This window comes from Kribbella sp. CCNWLW201, from assembly GCF_037203805.1.
Lineage (GTDB): Bacteria > Actinomycetota > Actinomycetes > Propionibacteriales > Kribbellaceae > Kribbella.
This window is the reverse complement of the sequence record NZ_JBBCBQ010000013.1, coordinates 136,501-154,983: the sequence shown is the minus strand read 5'-3', so window position 1 is coordinate 154,983 and position 18,483 is coordinate 136,501. Positions and strand designations below refer to the sequence as shown.

Annotated in this window: 14 protein-coding genes; 8 read left to right on the top strand and 6 right to left on the bottom strand. The window is 68.4% G+C overall.

Features of this window, described 5'->3' with window-relative positions:
* The first annotated feature begins 13 nt into the window (after positions 1-13).
* A complete protein-coding gene (locus V9K99_RS38135; RefSeq protein ID WP_337012053.1) occupies positions 14-502 on the top strand; it encodes a pyridoxamine 5'-phosphate oxidase family protein in 489 nt (162 codons plus the stop codon).
* A gap of 250 nt (positions 503-752) precedes the next feature.
* Here the strand turns inward: V9K99_RS38135 and V9K99_RS38130 are convergent, their stop codons facing one another.
* The 3 genes from V9K99_RS38130 to V9K99_RS38120 all read right to left on the bottom strand — a co-directional run bounded on the left by V9K99_RS38130 (position 753) and on the right by V9K99_RS38120 (position 4,072).
* A complete protein-coding gene (locus V9K99_RS38130) occupies positions 753-1,577 on the bottom strand; it encodes an aldo/keto reductase (protein WP_337012051.1) in 825 nt (274 codons plus the stop codon).
* A gap of 104 nt (positions 1,578-1,681) precedes the next feature.
* A complete protein-coding gene (locus V9K99_RS38125) occupies positions 1,682-3,661 on the bottom strand; it encodes a protein meaA (protein ID WP_337012049.1) in 1,980 nt (659 codons plus the stop codon).
* Between the two features lie 81 nt (positions 3,662-3,742).
* Entirely contained in the window at positions 3,743-4,072 is a 330-nt protein-coding gene (locus tag V9K99_RS38120) for an STAS domain-containing protein (protein WP_337012047.1), read from the bottom strand.
* Positions 4,073-4,213: 141 nt separating this feature from the next.
* On the opposite strand from V9K99_RS38120, the gene V9K99_RS38115 reads away from it, so the two are divergent.
* From V9K99_RS38115 to sppA, 5 genes are all read left to right on the top strand, one after another.
* Positions 4,214-4,537 carry a hypothetical protein gene (locus tag V9K99_RS38115; RefSeq protein WP_337012045.1) on the top strand — a complete coding sequence of 108 codons (324 nt, stop codon included), beginning with the start codon at positions 4,214-4,216 and terminating at the stop codon, positions 4,535-4,537.
* Positions 4,538-4,676: 139 nt separating this feature from the next.
* Positions 4,677-5,303: an RNA polymerase sigma factor gene (locus V9K99_RS38110; protein ID WP_337012043.1), complete on the top strand. Its 627-nt coding sequence runs from the start codon at positions 4,677-4,679 to the stop codon at positions 5,301-5,303.
* Positions 5,303-6,433 (top strand): CU044_5270 family protein, encoded by a 1,131-nt coding sequence (locus V9K99_RS38105; RefSeq protein ID WP_337012040.1) that lies wholly within the window; start codon positions 5,303-5,305, stop codon positions 6,431-6,433. The genes V9K99_RS38110 and V9K99_RS38105 overlap by 1 nt, the downstream gene beginning before the upstream one ends.
* A 54-nt stretch (positions 6,434-6,487) precedes the next feature.
* The gene (locus V9K99_RS38100; protein ID WP_337012038.1) at positions 6,488-9,877 is read left to right on the top strand and encodes a S8 family peptidase; all 3,390 of its coding nucleotides are present in this window, start codon (positions 6,488-6,490) and stop codon (positions 9,875-9,877) included.
* Positions 9,878-9,906: 29 nt separating this feature from the next.
* Positions 9,907-11,559 carry a signal peptide peptidase SppA gene (gene sppA / locus V9K99_RS38095; protein ID WP_337012036.1) on the top strand — a complete coding sequence of 551 codons (1,653 nt, stop codon included), beginning with the start codon at positions 9,907-9,909 and terminating at the stop codon, positions 11,557-11,559.
* Here sppA and V9K99_RS38090 read toward each other — a convergent pair.
* Positions 11,540-12,808, bottom strand: coding sequence for an FAD-binding oxidoreductase (locus tag V9K99_RS38090; RefSeq protein ID WP_337012034.1), 1,269 nt, complete (start codon positions 12,806-12,808; stop codon positions 11,540-11,542). The two genes, sppA and V9K99_RS38090, sit on opposite strands and share 20 nt — an antisense overlap.
* The gene (locus V9K99_RS38085) at positions 12,805-13,389 is read right to left on the bottom strand and encodes a cob(I)yrinic acid a,c-diamide adenosyltransferase (protein WP_337012033.1); all 585 of its coding nucleotides are present in this window, start codon (positions 13,387-13,389) and stop codon (positions 12,805-12,807) included. The genes V9K99_RS38090 and V9K99_RS38085 overlap by 4 nt, the downstream gene beginning before the upstream one ends.
* Before the next feature lie 50 nt (positions 13,390-13,439).
* Here V9K99_RS38085 and murA point away from each other — a divergent pair, with 50 nt between their 5' ends.
* Together murA and fabV are read left to right on the top strand one after the other, a co-directional pair.
* Positions 13,440-14,726 carry a UDP-N-acetylglucosamine 1-carboxyvinyltransferase gene (gene murA / locus V9K99_RS38080; protein ID WP_337012031.1) on the top strand — a complete coding sequence of 429 codons (1,287 nt, stop codon included), beginning with the start codon at positions 13,440-13,442 and terminating at the stop codon, positions 14,724-14,726.
* Between the two features lie 71 nt (positions 14,727-14,797).
* Entirely contained in the window at positions 14,798-15,988 is a 1,191-nt protein-coding gene (gene fabV / locus V9K99_RS38075; RefSeq protein WP_337012029.1) for an enoyl-[acyl-carrier-protein] reductase FabV, read from the top strand.
* Here the strand turns inward: fabV and V9K99_RS38070 are convergent.
* The gene (locus V9K99_RS38070) at positions 15,975-18,476 is read right to left on the bottom strand and encodes a DEAD/DEAH box helicase (protein ID WP_337012027.1); all 2,502 of its coding nucleotides are present in this window, start codon (positions 18,474-18,476) and stop codon (positions 15,975-15,977) included. The two genes, fabV and V9K99_RS38070, sit on opposite strands and share 14 nt — an antisense overlap.
* Positions 18,477-18,483 lie beyond the last annotated feature (7 nt).

The following is an 18,483-nucleotide window of genomic DNA, read 5'->3' as shown; positions in this document are numbered from 1 at the left end:
GAAGGATCCCATCATGACCAAGGAAGAGATCGCGGAGATTCTGGCCAAGCCGTACGCCCAGCAGCTCCTGAACGGCCCCGAGCCGGCCCGAATGGCCTACACCGGCCTCGACGGCGACCCGCGGGCGATCCCGATCGGCTTCTGGTGCGAAGGTGAGCAGATCCTGATGGCCACCGTGCCGAAGTCGGCCAAGGTCGCGGCCCTGCGGAAGAACCCTCGCGTGGCACTCACGATCGACACCGGCGCCTTCCCGCCCAAGGTGCTCCTCATCCGCGGCACCGCCCAGGTCGAACTGGTCCAGGGCGTCCCGGACGGCTACCTCGAAGCCGGCCACAAGGTGATGACCGACGACCAGTACCCCGGCTGGGAGGCCGGCGTCAAAGGCCTCTACGACGAGATGGTCGTCATCACCATCACCCCCACCTGGACCAAACTCCTCGACTTCGAAACCACCATCCCCAAAGCCGTCGAAGACCTCATCCAGGAAAAGTCAGCCAACTGACCCACGCGAGCTGGCATCCGCTCCGCCCGCTCACAGCCGAGTCGGGGTGATGCCGCCGTGGGTGGGTCAGCCAACCAGAGTGCGGGTTGGCCCACCGGATTCTGGTTGGCCAACCCACCTCGAGGTGAGCTGACCCACTAGACACACTTGCCGGGCAGCATCGCCGAGTCGTGGATTCCTGCTGGAGATCGTGGCTGGGATCGACGCAAATCCACGACTGAGTGAGGACTCAGCCGTGGGGTTGTTGCGGTCAGGACCACCATTTCTGGCGTTGGGCTAGGGCGTCGGGAGTTTGGTTGGTGGTGTCGAGGGCGTCGAGTGCGGAGACCGAGTCATCGTCGAGTTCGAAGTCGAAGACGGCGAAGTTTTCTTCGATGCGGGTCTTGTGGGTTGACTTGGGGATGACGGACAGGCCCTTCTGGATCGCCCACCTGATCAGGACCTGCGCGGGTGTGCGTCCGGTGGCCGTGGCGATCCGCTCGACGACCGGGTCGTCGAGGTGGCGGCCGGTGCCCAGTGGGCTGTAGGCCTGGGCGACCACGCCCGCGTCCTCGCAGGCATCGACCAGAGCCCGGCGGTAGTCGAACGGGCTGAACAGGATCTGGTTGACCGCCGGCGGGATCTGGCTCACCTTGAGGAGTTCCTGGAGCTCCGCGGAGCCGAAGTTCGAGATCCCGATCCCGCGGGTCAGCCCGGCCTCACTGGCCGCTTCCATCCCGGGCCAGGCCCACGTCGGCCCGCCCTGCGGCCAGTGGATCAGATAGAGGTCGAGGTACTCGGTACCGAGCCGCTCCAAGCTCTTCTCCGCCTCGACCCGTGCGTCCCGCCGCCCCGGGTAGAACTTCGTCGTCAGGAAGATATTCTCCCGAGGAATCCCGCTGCTCCGGATCGCCCGCCCCACACTCGACTCGTTCCGGTAGGCCTGCGCCGTGTCGATCAACCGGTAACCACACTCGAGCGCCGCGGCAACCGCGCGCTCACACTCAGGACCGTCCGGCACCTGCCACACACCCAGACCCACCACCGGGATCTCCGCACCATTGAAGAGCTTTCGGGTCACCTGAGCGTCAGCCATGCATCCCTTCTACCACCCGAGCTCAAAACCCAACCCAAACAGGCAGGTCGGGTCGGCAGGATCGGGCAGCACGCAAGGAACGCGGGGTGCGCGTGGGTAGGTGGTTAGAGCTTGTTGGCTTGGCGGATTACGTCTACGACGTTGGACATCATGCTGGTGAGGTCGTAGTCCTTGGGGGTGTAGACGGCGGCTACGCCGGCGGTCAGGAGGGTGCGGGCGTCGGTGTCGGGGACTATGCCGCCGACGACGACCGGGACGTCTTCCAGGCCGGCTTCGCGGAGGCCGGCTACTACCTGGGGGACGAGTTCCATGTGGGAGCCGGACAGGATGGACAGGCCGACGCAGTGGACGTCCTCGGCGACGGCTGCGGCGACGATCTGTTCGGGGGTCAGCCGGATGCCCTGGTAGATCACCTCGAAGCCGACGTCACGAGCCCGTACGGCGACCTGCTCCGCGCCGTTCGAATGACCGTCGAGCCCCGGCTTGCCGACCAGGAACCGCAGCCGTCCGCCCAGCTCCTCGGAGGTCGTCGCGACCTTCTCGCGTACGGCGGCGATCGCCTCGCCGCCCGCTGAGACGCCGACCGATCCGGAGACCCCGGTCGGGGCGCGGTACTCGCCGAACATCTCCCGTAGGACGCCCGCCCACTCCCCCGTCGTCACGCCCGCCCGGGCGCATTCGAGGGTGACCGGCATCAGGTTGTCAGTTCCCTTCGCCGACTCGCGCAGCTTGCCGAGCGCGACCTCGACCGCCTTGTGGTCCCGGTCGGCCCGCCACCTCCGCAGTGACTCGAGTGCGGCGCTCTCGGCGGCCGGGTCGACGGTCTGGATCGCGGTGTCGAGGTTCTCGATCAGCGGCGACGGCTCGGTGTTCTCGAACTTGTTGACGCCGACGACGATCTGCTCACCCGACTCGATCCGCTGCCGGCGTTCGGCGTGGGACGCGACCAGCGCCTGCTTCAGGTAACCGCTCTCGACGGCCGCCACCGCACCGCCCATCGCCTGCACCCGATCGATTTCTTCCCGGGCACCAGCGACCAACGAGTCCACCTTCGCCTCGATGACGTGCGATCCGTCGAAGATGTCGTCGTACTCGAGTAGATCCGACTCGTAAGCCAGCACTTGCTGCATCCGTAGCGACCACTGCTGGTCCCACGGGCGGGGCAGGCCGAGCGCCTCGTTCCAGGCCGGGAGCTGGACCGCGCGGGCGCGGGCGTTCTTCGAGAGGGTGACTCCGAGCATCTCGAGCACGATCCGCTGGACGTTGTTCTCCGGCTGCGCCTCGGTCAACCCCAGTGAGTTCACCTGGACGCCGTACCGCAACCGACGAGCCTTCGCGTCCGTCACGCCGTACCGCTGCAGTGTCAGTTCGTCCCAGAGACGGACGAACGCGCGCATCTTGCAGGTCTCCTCGATGAACCGCACCCCGGCGTTCACGAAGAACGAGATCCGCTGCACCACGTCGCCGAACCGCTCGGGCGGCACCTGGCCGCCGTCCCGGACCCGGTCCAGTACGGCGATCGCGGTCGACAGGGCGAACGCGAGTTCCTGGACCGGCGTGGCACCGGCCTCCTGCAGGTGGTAGCTGCAGATGTTGATCGGGTTCCACTTCGGCACGTTCGCCACGGTGTAGGCGATCAGGTCGGTGGTCAGCCGCAGCGACGCGTCCGGCGGGAACGCGTACGTGCCGCGGGACAGGTACTCCTTGACGATGTCGTTCTGCGTCGTCCCGGTCAGCTCGTCCGGCAGCGCACCCTGCTCCTGCGCGGCCACCTGGTAGAGCGCGAGCAGCCACATCGCGGTCGCGTTGATGGTCATCGAGGTGTTCATCTGCGCGAGCGGGATCTGGTCGAACAGCGCGCGTACGTCGCCGAGATGCGCGATCGGTACGCCGACCTTCCCGACCTCACCCTTGGCCAGCGGGTGATCCGCGTCGTACCCGGTCTGGGTCGGCAGATCGAACGCGACCGACAGCCCGGTCTGGCCCTTGGCCAGGTTCCGCCGGAACAACGCGTTCGACTCCGCCGCGGACGAGTGGCCCGCGTACGTCCGCATCACCCACGGTCGATCCTTCTCGGTCGCCATGTACCCGAGAGTAGGACTCCGTGCGCTTGTGAGTCCTACTCTCGTGACCCGAGTCACCAGGGGCTTAGATCACAGTCGGGTTCACGCGCTGATCGGGAGCGGCATGCGCTCGACCCGCAGAATGCGGTGCAGCCGGGTGACCGCGAGGATGCGGACCACCGACGGCACCGGGTGCCAGAGGACCAGTTGGCGGCCCAGCAGCTGCGTACGGCGATGGGTCGCCACCAGCAGACCCAGGCCGGTGGCGTCGACCGCGTCGACCTCCTCCAGATCCACGATCACGTCACCGTCGGAGGTGTCGATCAGGTCGTTGAGAGTTTGACGGACGTCGCCCACCGTCCGGACGTCCAGGATGCCGGTCAGGTGTATGACGTTGTTCGGTGCTGTGTTGTCGTGGGTCGGTGCGAGCATGTCCGTGCCCTCCGCTCTCCCGGCGGCCCCCGAGAATCGGCCGCACTGCAGCGTGTGCCTGCTTGTGATCGTAAAGACTCCCTGGGGACACGGAAGGTTGCCAAGACCTCGCGACCTTTTATTTCGCGAGACAATGTGTCCGTGTTCGCCGAGCAGTACTTCTTGTTCCCTCTCGTGGCCATCGCACTGGCCGGGCTGATGGTACTGCTCTGCCGCTGGGCCTTCTCGAAGGCGAAGGGTGGCTCGCTGGTTCGGCGTGTCGATCTGGGCCCGGCGGAACGGGACTCCTTCGGGCTCCTGATCGACGTCCGGACGGTGCACACCTACAACGAGGCCCGGGTCAAGGTGTCGATGCTGAAGGACTTCGGGATCAAGGCGACCGCGGCCCGGACCAAGGACGGCTGGACCGTCTACGTCTGGCCGCAGGACGAGGCCGCGGCCCGCGGACTGCTCGACGCTTCCTGACCTCTCGTCCCCGAGAGCTGTCCTCCGGAGAGCGTTCTCGCGCGTCTATCTGCCGGCAGCTCGGGGTCGCGAGAAGGGGTCTGGGGACATCGGACAAGAAGAGGGTGAGCCGACCGGCACACCAGACGTGAGGAGTCCGATGACGCCCGACCTGGCCTTGGCGACCCTTGCGTTCCCGGGGCGGTTGCCGGCTGCCGCCGTACCCGCGACCGAGGCTGACGAGGACGGACGGGTGCTGGAGGCGTCGGTGCGGGAGCCAGACCGGTTCACGCTGATCTTCGACCGGTATTTCGCGCAGGTGCACTCGTACGTCGCCCGCCGGCTCGGCGCGGATATCGCGGACGACCTGGCGGCGGAGACGTTCCTGATCGCGTTCCGGCAGCGGGACCGGTTCGACCGGCGGAACGGGGTCGTCCGCGCGTGGCTCTACGGCATCGCGACGAACCTGATCCGCCGGCACCGCCGCGACGAGGTGCGGGCCTGGCGGGCGGTCGCGAAACTCCCGCTGCCGACGCCGTCGGGCGGGCATGAGGACCGCATCGCCGCCCAGGTCACCGCGCAGGGTGCGAGTCGTGAGCTCGCGACCGCGCTCGCCAAGGTCTCCGCCAAGGACCGCGAGGTCCTGCTCCTGGTGGCACTCGGCCAACTCACGTACGACGAAGTCGCCGAGGCACTGGGGATCGCCTACGGAACCGTGTGCTCCCGCCTGTCCAGGGCCCGCCGCATCCTCCGCGAGTCCCTGGGCCCGATCGCGGGTGAGTCCTGATGAACGAACTCGAGTCCCTCCGCAAGGCGTTCCCGGAGCAGGAGGAGCCGTCCGCCGAGGCGAGGACCGCGGCGCGGCGCCAACTACAGCTGCTGATCCAGGAGGCAGAAACCAGCGTCAGTTGGCGGCAACGCTGGTGGATTGCTGCTCGGTCAGGGCGCGTCGGAGTCGCGTTGACGGCAGCCACCGCCGTCGTGACCGTCGTGGCCTTGGGGGTGCCGCTGCTTCGGGGAGCCGACGGGTCGCCCGGAGCGGCGCCGGCGACCGTCATTCCGACCACCCCACGGCTGGCGACGGCGAGCCAGGTCCTGATCGCGGCAGCTGTGCTGCAGGAGACCAATGAGAAGGTCTCGGGGAAGTACTTCCGGGTGCGGAATCTGCACCTCAGTGCGGCGACTCGGGTGGGGAGCCCGAGGTACACGCTGGAACGACGGTCGATCAGCGAGAGCTGGATGCCGATGAAGCCCGGTGTGCAGTCGTGGTTCGGCTGGGTGAACCTCGGCTACCGACCCGCCACACCGACGGACGTGGCCAAGTGGCGAGCGCAAGGTTCACCCCAATCGTGGCAATTGGCCTACGAGGACGACCCGATCACCATCGCCCCCTCTGAGCCGGTGGTGAACAAGATGGCCTTCGACGAAGTCCCACCCGGGTACTACCTGACCGGAGACAAACCCCTGACCGCGCAGCAGATCGCGGCCCTCCCGACCGACCCGGTCAAGCTCCGCGCGGTTCTCGCCCGCGGCGCCGACCGCGACGCGACCGCGAGCGAGCTCAACTACGTCGTCTTCGCCGCCGCCGGCCGGCTGCTGTTCGAGATGCCCTCGCCCCCGAAGCTGCGCGGCGCGGCCCTCCGCGTGCTGGCGGCGCTGCCCGGCACGCACGTCAGCACCGGCGTCAAGGACCCGATCGGCCGCATCGGCACCGAGATCACCATCGACATCGACCCGACACTCCCGAGCGGCAGCAAGACGTTCATGCTGCGCAGCGGCGCCGCCTACATCATCGACCCGGCCACCGGCCGCCTGCTCAGTTCGACGTACGGCGACCGGAAGCCCGGCGCGACTATCGTCCTCGAATCCGGCTGGACCGACGAGCGCCCCACACCACCCTCACCAGCGATCCGCTGACCCACGACACCCCCAGTCCCTGGGGTGAACTCTGCCCACTTTGAGAGGTGAACCTTGCCCAGATTCCGCCCCCGACGGCTGCTCCCGGCCGTCGCACTCGCCGCGCTCGCCGTCACCGCGATCGCCTTCCCCGCCGCCGGAGACCAGACCGCCACCGCTACGACGACCAACGTCACAACCACCCGTGGACCGCTGACCTTCACCCTGATCACCGGTGACAAGGTGATCGCCCGTCCGGGTCCCGGTGGAACCTTCGCCACCGAGGTCCGCCCCGGCCCCGGCCGCTCCGGCATGCTGTTCCACAAGATTGCTCTAGGCAAGCAACAGTCGGTGATCCCGTTCGACGCGATCCCGCTCGTCACCGCGGGAGTCGTCGACCCACAACTGTTCGACGTCGCCCTACTCGCCGACCTCGGCCTGGACGACGCCTCCTCCCCCGCCCTCCCGCTCCTGGTCAAGTACACCGGCCAGGCCCGCGCACTCGCCCTCCCCGAAGGCAGCGAGGTCAAGCGCGAACTCCCCCTCGTCGACGCGGTCGCCCTGCGCCAGGACCGTCGTACGGCGAACGACCTCTGGCAGTCCTGGATCGGCCCGCAGACCAAGCTCGGCGAAGGCCGCCAGGTCACCAAGGTCTGGCTCGACGGCGGGATCAAGCCGGCCCTCGACCGCAGTGTCGCGCAGATCGGCGCGCCCGCGGCGTGGCAGGCCGGTGCCACCGGGAAGGGTGTGAAGGTCGCCGTCCTCGACTCCGGGTACGACGCCACGCACCCTGACCTGAAGGGTCGGGTGATCACGTCCAAAGGCTTCACCAGCGACAACGACGTCGTCGACCGGATCGGCCACGGTACGCACGTCGCGTCGACCGTCGGCGGCAGCGGGGACGCGTCCGGTGGCAAGTACCGCGGGGTCGCACCGGGCGCCGACCTGATGGTCGGCAAGGTGTGTGGAGCCCGGAACTGCGAACTGTCCGACATCATCGCCGGCATGCAATGGGCCGCGGCCGAAGGCGCCCGGGTCGTCAACCTCAGCCTTGGCGGCGGGCCGTCCGATGGCACTGACATCGTGGCCCAGGCAGTCAACGAGTTGACCGCAAGCACCGGCACCCTGTTCGTCGCCTCGGCCGGGAACTTCGGCGCCGAGTCCACCGTGAGCAGCCCAGGTGCGGCCGACGCGGCCCTGGCGGTCGCCTCGGTGACGAAGTCCGACACCCTCAGCACCTTCTCCAGCCGTGGACCGCGCGTCGGCGACCTGTCCGTCAAGCCGGATCTGGCCGCGCCGGGCGACCGCATCGTCGCCGCCCGCGCCGCCGGCACGTCACTGGATCCGATCGCGATCAATGCGTCGTACGCCGAAATGTCCGGGACCTCGATGGCCTCGCCGCATGTGGCCGGCGCGGCCGCGTTGCTGGCGCAGTTGCACCCGACCTGGAAGGCGCCGGAACTCAAGGCCGCGCTGATGAACTCGGCGCTCGGTCTCGACGGGATCGGCGTCTTCGGTCAGGGCGCCGGCCGGGTGGACGTCGGCCGCGCGATCAAGCAGTCCGTCATCGCGACGCCGGCCAGTGTCAACCTCGGCCTGCAGAGCTACCCGCATGACGACGACAAACCCGTCACGCGGACAGTCACCTATCGCAACGTCAGCAGCAAGCCCGTCAGCCTCAAGTTGCGGGCCACCAACAAGGCTTTCGCCCTGAGCCGGTCGACTGTAGTCGTACCCGCGCGGGGCACCGCGACCGTCGACGTCACCGCCGACACGTCCACGCCGGGACCCGACGGCGCGTACGCCGGCTGGCTCGTTGCTACTGGCAACGGTACGACGATCCGGACCACCGTCGGCGTGGGCAGGGAGGTGCCGAGCTTCGAGCAGAAGGTCACCATGCTCGACCGCACCGGGCAGCCGGTGATCGGTGACGAGAAGCAGTTCGGCGCGGTGTTCCTGGTCGATGTCGACCACCAGCAAGGCTATTTCGTCGAGCCGGGCAGCACAGTGCGTCTGCCCCAGGGCCGCTACGCGATGGACGGGCTGCTGGCCAAGTACAACCCCGGCGGTCAGGGCTACTCCGAAGGCACGTACTTCGGGGAGCCGGATCTCGTCATCAGCAAGGCCGGTGAACTCGTCCTCGACGGCCGCAAGGCCAACAAGGTCGCGGTCCAGGCGCCGGTCGCCGGGGCTGATGCGGCGACCGCAGGTGTCGGCTACACCCGGCCGCTGGGCGACACCACGTTCCTCGGCGGTATCGCGGTGATCAACTCGCTGGAACCAGGCTTCTCCCCCGATCTGTACGTCGTACCGAACACCACCGGTACGTCGAAGACCTTCACCGGGTTCGCGCACATCGTCTGGGCCGAAATGCCGCCGGACCAGTCGCCGGAGGGCGGCTTCTACCTGGACAGCCCGTACCTCTACCACAACGTGGTCACCTGGCCTGGCCGCTTCCCCACGAACCCCTCTCTGGTGACCAACGACTACGCCCAACTGGACGCGTCGTACGCCGGTGAGCCGGGCACGCGGGCCAACAACTACGGCTTCCCCGCGCTGCCGAAGAAGGACCAGGGCGGGCATGTGGTCGGCCTGTTCCTGTTCACGCCCGCGGTGGAGATGAACCTGCCGTTCCGCCGGAAGGAGTACTACTCCGCGAAGGGTGTCCACTGGGGATTCGAGACCGACGTGTTCCGCCTTGTGCCCGACGGGGTCGAGTACACCGCGATCGTCGACTCACAGCACGTCGCGTACCCGACCGGACGCACCACACCGGTCCGCTGGCAGCACGGCGTCTTCGGACCGAGCCTGCCGGACAACCGCGCCGGCATGCCCGGGCGGGATCCGTCGCCGTTCGTGTTCCGCGATGGCGACAGCCTGACCGTCAACGTCCCGCTGTACGCCGATGGCCGTGCCGGACGACTCGGCGACGCCACGATGGAGTCGGAGCGTACGACGTTGTGGCGAGACGGGCTCGAGGTCGGGAACAGTGACTCGTTCCGGTTGCAGACGTTCGCGCTGCCTGCCGGTGACGCGCAGTACGTGCTGACCAAGAAGGCGACCCGGTCGCCGGAGCGCTACAAGCTGTCAACCGAGATCGAGTCGGCCTGGACGTTCCGTTCGAAGCGCACCCCGGACGGGCAGTCGACCGCGCTGCCGCTGATGAACGTGCGCTACGAGCCCGCGCTCGACGACCGCAACCGGGCCCCGGCCGGCCGGTTCGACTTCCCGTTCACCATCGAGCACCAGTACGGCGCCACGCCGCGTCCGGTGGTCTCGGTGACGATCCAGGCGTCGTACGACGGTCAGACCTGGCGCACTCTCCCGGTACGGCGGACTGGCTCGGGCTGGATCGCGACGGCCGACCAGCCGGGCGGCGGGTTCGTCTCACTGCGCGCCCGCGCGGTCGACAGCGCCGGGAACGAGGTGGAGCAGACCATCCAGCGCGCGTACGAGGTGAGGTAAGAGTTGTGGGCGGCGTCTAGGGTCGATGTATGGGGATTCTGCTGGAGCTGGATCTGACCCGGGGTGTGCTCGAGACGCCGCCCTCCTCGCCGGTGGCCGCGTTCCGGTCGCGGCACCTGCCGACCCTGCGTGAGCTGGTGGCGGCCCTGCGGAAGGGTGCGCGCGACGACACGGTCGTCGGTCTGGTCGCCCATCTGGGCGGCCAGCGGCTGTCGCTCGCGCAGGTCCAGGAGCTGCGGGAGGCGGTCGCGGACTTCCGGACGTCGGGCAAGACCGCGGTCGCGTGGAGTGAGTCCTTCGGCGAGACCGGCCACGGGACCGTGCCGTACTACCTGGCCACCGCGTTCGACGAGATCTGGCTGCAGCCGTCCGGCGACCTCGCGATCACCGGCATCTCCGTGCAGGCCGTCTTCGTCCGTGGCGCACTGGACAAGGCCGGCGTGATCCCACAGTTCGGCAAGCGCCGGGAGTACAAGACCGCCGCGGACACCTTCACCGAGAAGGAGATGACCGAGCCGGCCCGCGAGATGGCGTCGCGGCTGGCCGAGTCGGCGTACGAGCAGATCGTCGAGGGCATCGCCGTACGACGCCGACTCGACACCACCCGGGTGCGGGAGCTCGTGGACAACGCACCGCTGCCGGCGCAGACCGGACTGGAAGTGGGGCTGGTGGATCGGCTCGGCTACCGCTCTGACGTGTACGACGAGTTGCGTAAGGGACTCGGCGAGACCACGCGGCTCCTGGCCGAGCGATACATCCGCCGTGGTCCTCGGACGCTGCAGGACCTACGCAAGCAGCTCCCGTGGCCGCAGAAGCCGGTGGTGGCCGTCGTACGGGTCTCTGGAGCGATCAACGTGGGCCGCAACTCCAGTAGCCCGCTCGGTGGTTCCAGCTCGGGCTCTGACACGGTCGGGGCCGCACTGCGTGCTGTGGCCGACAACGAGAAGGTCAAAGCAGTCGTACTGCGGGTGGACAGTCCAGGCGGCTCGTACGTCGCCTCGGACGCGATCCGGAACGAAGTACTGCGGCTGAGGTCCACTGGGCGCCCTGTGGTCGTGTCGATGGGCAGTGTGGCCGCGTCCGGCGGGTACTTCGTCGCCATGCCGGCCGATGTGATCGTCGCGCAACCAGGCACGATCACCGGCTCGATCGGCGTACTGACCGGCAAGGGCGTCGTACGCGACGCGCTCGGCCGGATCGGTATCACGCAGCAGGCGGTGTCGGAGGGTGAGAACGCGCGGATGTACTCGGCGCAGGAGGAGTTCACCGAGGAGCAGTGGGCGCGGCTGGAGGAGACTCTCGACCGCATCTACAAGGACTTCGTCGCGAAAGCGGCTCAGGACCGCGGGCTGCCCGTGGAGCAGCTGGAGAGTCTCGCTCGCGGCCGGGTCTGGACGGGAGCCGATGCCCACGCCCGCAAGCTCGTCGACGAGCTGGGCGGGTTCCAGCACGCGCTCACCATCGCCTGCAACCGGGCCGGCCTGGACCGCGACAACATCGCGCTGGCCACGGTCCCGCACAAAAACCTGCTGGACCAGCTGCGTGCGCCCACGACCACTGACGACCTGGCCGTCAAGGCTCAGCCGGTCACGCTCGACGGTCTGACCACCGGCATCTACGCCGCGCTCGGCCTGCCGCCGGAAGGACTGTTGCGGATGCCACTCAACTGGCAGTTGGGCTGATCGACTGCGGGAAGGCGAAGAACCCGTCCGGGTCGTAGGTCTGCTTGACCTTGCGGAGCCGGTCGAGGTTCTCGCCGTGGTACGCCGTGAGCGGGTCTTCGAGGGTGGGGTCGGGGAAGTTCGGGTAGACCCGGCCGGTGCCGTAGGGCTCGAGTGGCGTGAAGACTTCGGCCAGCTTGGCGCGCAACGCGGCGTCTTCCGTCGCTGGTGCGCTTGCCATGAGTTCCAGCAGGAAGGCCGTGTCGCGGTGGGCGAACGCGGTCGCGTCCGCGGGGAAGCGGTTGTAGGCGCCGCCCATCGGCGTGAAGTTCACCTCGCCCGGCGCAGCCCTGAGCACCTCCTCGAGCACGGGTGCTGGGATCGGCTGAGCGAAGAACTCCGACTTGCTGACCTCGATCGTCTCGACGGTGCCATCCTCCGCGCCGAGACCGACGAACGATCGCTTCAGCTGCCGGTAGGGCAACTCTTCGACGGTCGCCTCCACCGGAGGGAGGTCCACCGGCACTGCGAACTCGCCGGTGGTGAGCCCGAACAGGTGGACCGCGTCGGCGGCGACGCGAACGTTGGCGTTGAGTTCATCCGCGGCGTACGGCGCCCACCGCTGCCACGCGTCGACCACCGCAACCGCGTCTGCGCGCGACCACGTGAGGTGGAACCGCGTCGCAACCGGAGCGGGCAGAGTCGAGAACCACAGCCGGCTGACGACGCCGAACTGCCCGCCACCCGCGCCCCGGAGCGCCCAGTACAGGTCGGCGTCCTCATCGGCGGAGCAGGTGATGACGCGACCGTCGGCCAGGACCACCTCCGCCGCCACCAGGCTGTCGCAGGTGAGGCCGTGCATCCTGCCGAGCAGGCCGATCCCACCGCCCAAGGTCAACCCCACGACACCGACCGTCGGACCACAACCACCCGGGATGGTCACGCCGGCCGCGTCGAGAGCGTCGTACAACTCGTTGAGCCGGACGCCTGACCCCACACAGGCCACGCCGTCGGTGATGTCCACCGAGGTCATCGGTGAGACGTCGAGGACGATTCCGGTCGTGGACGATCGGCCGGCGAAGCAGTGGCCGCCGCTGCGTGGCACGACTGGCATGCCCGTACGGCGTGCTTCGGCCAGAACGTCGACCACGTCGGCTGTGGATGAGCACTGGGCGATCGCGGCCGGGCGGATCGCGCCGTACTGGGGCATGGCCGGCCGCCGGGCCGCCTCGTATCCGGCGGAACCCGGCCGGAGCCACCGGACGGTCACGAGGTCCGTTCGCCGCCCGGGACCCAGAGGATGTCGCCGCCGGAGGAGAGATTGGCCACCCGGCCGAGGATGAACAGCAGGTCGGAGAGGCGGTTGAGGTAGGTGAGCGCGAGCAGGTTCACCGACGGGCCGTGCGCCTCGACGGCGGCCCAGCCGGCGCGTTCGGCCCGCCGTACGACGGTCCGGGCGACGTTCAGGTAGGCAGCGCCCTCGGTCCCGCCGGGCAGGATGAACGAGCGGAGCTTGGTCAGCCGGCTGTTGTAGTCGTCGCACCAGCCTTCGAGGCGGTCGATGTACTCCTGGGTGATGCGCAGCGGCGGGTACTCCGGATTCGGCGTGATCGGGTTGCACAGGTCGGCGCCGACGTCGAACAGGTCGTTCTGGATCCTGGTCAGCAGGACCACCAGGGTGCTGTTCAGGTGCCCGGCGGCGATGGCCACTCCGATCGCGGAGTTCGCTTCGTCCACCTCGCCGTACGCCGCCAGCCGCGGATCGGTCTTCGAAGTCGTCGAGTTGTCGCCCAGGCGGGTCTCGCCGGCGTCGCCGGTCCGGGTGTAGATCCGCGTCAAGTTCACAGCCATGGCAAGGACTCTACGCAAAGGCTGGGATCGTTAAACGCTACAGTCGGCGGGTGGAACGGTTTCGGATCGCGGGTGAGGCACGGCTCGAGGGAGTCGTGGAAGTTGCGGGCGCAAAGAACAGCGTGCTCAAGCTGATGGCGGCGGCTCTGCTGGCGGAGGGTACGACGCTGCTACGGCAGGTACCGAGCATCCTCGACGTCACGTTCATGGCCCAGTTGCTGGACACCCTCGGTTGCTCCGTCAACGTCGACGCGGACGAGCGGACCGCGACGATCGCCGTACCGGGTGAGGTCGGACACCAGTGTGATTACGAACTGGTGCGCAAGCTGCGGGCGTCGATCTCGGTGCTCGGACCGCTGCTGGCCCGCTGCGGTCAGGCGGAGGTGGCGCTGCCGGGCGGCGACAACATCGGCTCCCGCGGGCTGAACATGCACGTGGCGGGGCTGGAGGCGATGGGCGCGAAGGTGCACATCGAGCACGGTTTCGTCATCGCCGAGGCGCCGCAGGGGCTGCACGGCGCCGAGGTGTGGCTGGACTTCCCGAGCGTCGGGGCGACCGAGACGATCATGATGGCCGCGGTGCTGGCACGCGGTACGACGATCATCGAGAACGCGGCCCGGGAGCCGGAGATCCAGGACATCGCCGCGATGCTGGTCGAGATGGGCGCCCAGATCGACGGCGCCGGGTCGCCGCGGATCGAGATCACCGGTGTGACCGGGCTGCTCAAGCCGGTCGAGCACGTCGTCGTACCGGACCGGATCGTGTCCGGCAGCTGGGCGTTCGCGGCCGCGATCACCAAAGGTGACGTGACGATCACGAATGGCCACGCCGAGCACCTCGAACTGCCGCTGGACAAGCTGCACAAGGCCGGCGCGGAGATCACCGTGCTGGAGTCCGGCTTCCGGGTCCGGATGAACGACCGGCCGAAGCCGGTGGACGTGGTCACGCTGCCGTACCCGGGGTTCGCGACCGACCTGCAGGCCTTCGTGATCGCGATGAACGCGATCAGTGACGGCGCGGCGATGGTGACGGAGAACCTGTTCGAGGGCCGGTTCACGTTCGCGCAGGAGCTGACCCGGCTCGGTGCCCAGATCCAGACTGACGGTCACCACGCCGTGGTTCGTGGCGTCCCGCGGTTGTCGGGTGCGCCGGTGGTGGCCAGCGACATCCGCGCCGGCGCCGCCCTCGTGCTCGCCGGTCTTGCGGCCGAAGGCGAGACGCTCGTGTCCGCCGCGCACCACGTGCACCGCGGTTACACCGACTTCGCGGGCAACCTGCGCCGCCTCGGCGCGGACGTCACCGTGGAGCCGGACGACGCGGAACTGTACTGGAACTGACCGCGCATTCTCGGTGCATTCTCTGAGCACTCAGGCCTGGTAGCCCGATCGAGCGGGTTAGGGTCATCGACATGAGTGAGCGCGTAGTCAAACCTGTAGGCCGTGGATTCCTGTTCCTGGACTCGCATCCAGGCGGGTGTGCCCGGCTCGTCCGTGACCTGGCCGGCCAGGTCGAGCGTCGTACGCCGGAACGCCGCGTCGCGCTCGTGATCGGGTCGAGCTCCGGCTACGGCCTGGCCGCGACGATCGCGGGGCTCGCGCGCTACGGGATCGACGGGGTCGGTGTCTCGTTCGAGAAGGCGCCGACGGCCCGTCGGACCGCCACGGCCGGCTGGTATCGGACGGCCGAGACTGCCGCGTTGGCTTCGGAGCTCGGCCGGGACTTCTCGTTCGTCAACGCGGATGCCTTCGCGGACACGACGAAATCCGAGGTGCTCGACCTGATCGCCGAGCGGTTCGGCGGGGTCGACCACCTGATCTACAGCGTCGCTGCACCACGCCGGGTGGATCCGCGGACCGAGGAGACGTACCAGTCCGCGATCAAGGCGATCGGCGCGCCGCACACCACCAAGAGCCTCGCCTTCGACGGCGGCGACCCGGTGCTGCAGGAGGTCGGCATCGAGGTCGCGACCGACGACGAGATCGCGCAGACGGTGAAGGTGATGGGCGGTGAGGACTGGTCCCGCTGGATCTCCGCACTGGACGAGCGCGGGTTGCGGAAGCCGGGATTCAGCACCGTCGCGCTCACCTACATCGGTTCCGAGCGCACCGGCCCGATCTACCGCCAGGGCTCGATCGGTGCGGCGAAGGCCGACCTCGAGCAGACCGCGCTCACGCTCAGCAAGGACGGCGTCCAGGCGATGACGTCGGTCAACGGCGCCGCCGTCACCCAGGCCTCCTCGGCGATCCCAGGCATCGGTCTGTACGTCAGCCTGTTGCACAAGGTCCTCGGCGACGGCCTGCAGACCCCGATCCAGCAGTCGATCGCCTTGTGGGATCAGCTCACCGGCGACGCCCCGCTGGACCTCGACGAGGAGGGCCGCATCCGCCTCGACCGCTGGGAACTGACCGACGACGTCCAAGCCGCCGTACGCACCGCCTGGGAAGCGGCAACCCAGGACAACATCGCCGACGTCGCCGACACCACCTGGTTCTTCTCAGAGGTACGCCGCCTGTACGGCTTCGACGTACCGGGTGTTGACTACGAGGCCGAAACCGAGGTCGACGTCGCCTGGCCTGCTGAGCCTTCTACAGGGGCTTGAAGGAGACCATTTCGAGGACCAGGTCGCCGGCCTCGTCGGAGGCGGCTAGGTCGACGGTGGCGGTGATGCGCCAGTCGTGGTTGCCCTCGGGGTCGTCGATGATCTGCTGGACCTCCCAGTAGCCGGGGTGCTCCTCGACGATGAAGAGGGCCGGGCCGCGTGCTCCCGGGCCGGTGTTGAGGGTGGAGTGTTCGGCGTAGTACGCCGTACCGGCCTCGGCCCAGCGGGCGGCGTCCCAGCCGGCGTCGGTGTCGAGCTGGCCGAGCTCGGCCCAGCGGTGCAGTGAGACCAGCTCGACGCGGCGGAACATCGCGTTGCGGACGAGCACCCGGAAAGCCCTGCTGTTCAAGGTGATCCGGCGCGGCCCGGCCGGGGTCGGCGCGACGACCACCTCGTCCGTCGGGTTGGTCAGTTCCTCCCACTCGTCGAGCAGGCTGGAGTCGGTCTGGCGAACCACCTCACCGAGCCACTCGACCAGATCGGTGAGATCCTCGTTCACCAAGGCCTCTGGCACGGTCTGCCGGAGTGCCTTGTAGGCATCGCTGAGATACCGCAGTACGACGCCTTCGGACCGAGCGAGCCCGTAGAAGCCGATGAACTCGCCGAACGTCATCGCCCGCTCGAACATGTCCCGGACCACCGATTTCGGCGACAACCCGGCGTCCGCGATCCACGGATGCGTCTGCCGGTACATCTCGAACGTTGCCTCAAGCAACTCATTGAGCGGCTTCGGCCAGGTCACGTCCTCGAGCAGTTCCATCCGCTCGTCGTACTCGATCCCCTCGGCCTTCATCGCGTTCACGGCCTCGCCCTTGGCCTGGTGCTCCTGGGCCCAGAGCACCGCCCGCGGGTCCTCCAGCGTCGCCTCGATGATGGAGACCACGTCCAGCGCGTACTCCGGGCTCTCCGGGTCGAGCAGGTCCAGCGCGGCCAGGGCGAACGTCGACAACGGCTGGTTGAGGCTGAAGTCCTTCTGCAGATCGACGGTCAGCCGCAACATCCGGCCGTACTCGTCCGGCTCGTCCAGCCGCTCGACAACCCCTGCGGTCAAAAGGGTCCGGTAGATCTGGATCGCACGGCGAATCAGGCGGACCTGGGTCTTCGCGTCCTCGTGGTTGTCACGGAGCAGATGCCGCATGCTCGCGAACGCGTCGCCGTCGCGGGCGATCACGTTGAGCAGCATCGCGTGGCTGACCCGCATCCGCGACCGCAGTGCCTCGGGCTCGGCCGCGACCAGCCGGTCGAACGTGTCCTCGCCCCAGGTGACGAACCCCTCCGGCGGCTTCTTCCGCTGCACCTTGCGCTGCTTCTTCGGATCGTCACCGGCTTTGGCGAGCGCCTTGACGTTCTCCACCACATGATCCGGCGCTTGTACGACAACGGTCCCCGACGTGTCGTATCCGGCCCGGCCCGCGCGACCCGCGATCTGGTGGAACTCCCGCGCCTTCAGGATCCGTTGCCGGCGTCCGTCGTACTTGCTCAGCGCGGTCAGGACGACGGTCCGGATCGGTACGTTGATGCCGACGCCGAGGGTGTCGGTGCCGCAGATGACCTTGAGCAGACCGGCCTGGGCGAGCTGCTCGACCAGGCGGCGGTACTTCGGCAGCATGCCGGCGTGGTGGACGCCGATCCCGTGTTTCACCAGTCGCTGCAGGGTCCGGCCGAAGCCCTTGCTGAACCGGAAGTTGCCGATCAGCTCGTTGATCTTCTCTTTCTCCTCCTTCGAGGAGACGTTGATGCTGGTCAGCGCCTGGGCACGTTCGAGGGCGGCGGCCTGGGTGAAGTGGACGACGTACACCGGCGCCTGGTGGGTGGTGAGCAGCTCCTCGAGCGTCTCGTGCAGCGCGGTGGTGACGTACTTGTAGATCAGCGGCACCGGGCGCTCGGCGCTCGACACGATCGCCGTCGGCCGGCCGGTCCGCCGGGACAGGTCGATCTTGAACCGCTCGACATCGCCGAGGGTCGCCGACATCAGGATGAACTGGGCATGCGGCAGCTCGAGCAGCGGCACCTGCCAGGCCCAGCCGCGATCCGGCTCGGAGTAGAAGTGGAACTCGTCCATCACCACCTGGCCCACGTCGGCGGCGGCGCCCTCACGCAGCGCGACGTTGGCGAGCACCTCGGCGGTGCAGCAGATGATCGGGGCACCGGCGTTCACCGACGCGTCGCCGGTCAGCATGCCCACCTTCTCGGCCCCGAAGATGTCGCACAACGCGAAGAACTTCTCCGACACCAGCGCCTTGATCGGCGCGGTGTAGAAGGTGCGCTTGCCGTTCGCCAGCGCCGCGAAGTGCGACCCGGTGGCGACGAGACTCTTCCCCGACCCGGTCGGCGTCGACAGGATCACGTTCGACCCCGTCATCACCTCGATCAGCGCCTCCTCCTGCGCCGGGTACAGCGAGATCCCCTGCTCCCCCACCCACCCCGCAAAGGCGTCATACAGCGCGTCGGCATCAGCAGTCGCAGGAACTTGCTCGGTCAGCGTCATCACCGAC

Excerpts from the sequence above, each read along its gene's own strand:
- V9K99_RS38135 (WP_337012053.1), top strand. The coding sequence starts at position 14 with ATGACCAAGGAAGAGATCGCGGAGATTCTGGCCAAGCCGTACGCCCAG.
- V9K99_RS38130 (WP_337012051.1), bottom strand. The coding sequence starts at position 1,577 with ATGGCTGACGCTCAGGTGACCCGAAAGCTCTTCAATGGTGCGGAGATC.
- V9K99_RS38125 (WP_337012049.1), bottom strand. The coding sequence starts at position 3,661 with ATGGCGACCGAGAAGGATCGACCGTGGGTGATGCGGACGTACGCGGGC.
- V9K99_RS38120 (WP_337012047.1), bottom strand. The coding sequence starts at position 4,072 with ATGCTCGCACCGACCCACGACAACACAGCACCGAACAACGTCATACAC.
- V9K99_RS38110 (WP_337012043.1), top strand. The coding sequence starts at position 4,677 with ATGACGCCCGACCTGGCCTTGGCGACCCTTGCGTTCCCGGGGCGGTTG.
- V9K99_RS38105 (WP_337012040.1), top strand. The coding sequence starts at position 5,303 with ATGAACGAACTCGAGTCCCTCCGCAAGGCGTTCCCGGAGCAGGAGGAG.
- sppA (WP_337012036.1), top strand. The coding sequence starts at position 9,907 with ATGGGGATTCTGCTGGAGCTGGATCTGACCCGGGGTGTGCTCGAGACG.
- V9K99_RS38085 (WP_337012033.1), bottom strand. The coding sequence starts at position 13,389 with ATGGCTGTGAACTTGACGCGGATCTACACCCGGACCGGCGACGCCGGC.
- fabV (WP_337012029.1), top strand. The coding sequence starts at position 14,798 with ATGAGTGAGCGCGTAGTCAAACCTGTAGGCCGTGGATTCCTGTTCCTG.
- V9K99_RS38070 (WP_337012027.1), bottom strand. The coding sequence starts at position 18,476 with ATGACGCTGACCGAGCAAGTTCCTGCGACTGCTGATGCCGACGCGCTG.